1 protein-coding gene is annotated in these 1,010 nt (G+C 66.5%); it reads right to left on the bottom strand.

Going from position 1 to position 1,010, the window contains the following annotated elements; translation table 11 throughout:
- Positions 1–15: 15 nt before the first annotated feature.
- Positions 16–972, bottom strand: a complete 957-nt coding sequence (locus tag AC1DW8_RS22605) for an IS1595 family transposase (RefSeq protein WP_478095944.1) — start codon at positions 970–972, stop codon at positions 16–18.
- Positions 973–1,010: the final 38 nt, after the last annotated feature.

Below are 1,010 nucleotides of genomic sequence, written 5' to 3'. Positions count from 1 at the left end.
GTTCTGCATATCTGCTTAGGTGAAGTCCGGTATGCCGGTTTCTGGCTTGAGCAGGCCCTTGAGCGGGTGCGGGTCGGTGTCGACGGCTTGCTCGAGCAGCCGATAGAAGAGCAGTCCTCGTGACTTCGCGTTGCGGCGGTTGAACCGGAAGGTGTACTCGTCGAGGTAGTAGGGCAGGTGTGCCTCCTCGACGCGGAAGTGCAGGGTGCCGATCAGCCAGCGCTTGAGCAGTGAGGCCACCAGGTGCACTCCGGGCAGCACGCTGGCCTTGTCGGGCGCGGAGTAGCCGAGGGTGAACTCGTGGGTGTAGCCGAGGTCGGCGAGCCGGCGCAGGGTTCGGGCGCCGTCGGTGCGGATCGTTGATCCGGGCTCGATGACCCGGGTGGCGAAGTCGACCAGCTCGGTGGTTCCGGGCTGGGTGGCGACGCCGAGCCGGACTCGGCCCAGGTGGCGGGTTTCGTTGTGTTCTATGGCGATCATGACCGCGACCTTGTCGCCGTAGCCGCCCATCCGGCCGCGGGTGACGCCGCCGATCATCGTCTCGTCGAGCTCCACGATCCCGGACAGCTTGTCCCGCTCCGGGCGGACCATCGCCCGGCGCAGCTTGTGCATCCAGGCCCACGCCGTCTCGTAGGAGCCGAACCCGAGGACCCGTTGCAGGCCGAGTGCGGACATCCCGTTCTTCTGCGAGGTCAGGAACCAGATCGCCGCGAACCAGGTCGACAACGGCGTCCGCGTCCGGTCGAAGATCGTTCCCGCGGTGACCGACGTGCGCCGCCCGCAGGCCCGGCACATCCACAGCCCGGCACCGGTGCGCCAGAACTCAGTGGCTTCGCACTTCGGGCACACGAACCCGTCGGGCCAGCGCAGTCCGGCCAGGTAGTCCAGGCAGGACTGGTTGTCCGGGAACCACTCCAGCAGCTGCTGGTAGGTGGACGGGTAGTCCACTCCCCGAACCGGATTCGCGGTCATCCACAGATCCTACTTCACCCAAGCAGATATGCAGAACA

The organism is Terrabacter sp. P2_E3, from assembly GCF_056403915.1.
This window is presented reverse-complemented; position numbering and strand designations above follow the sequence as displayed.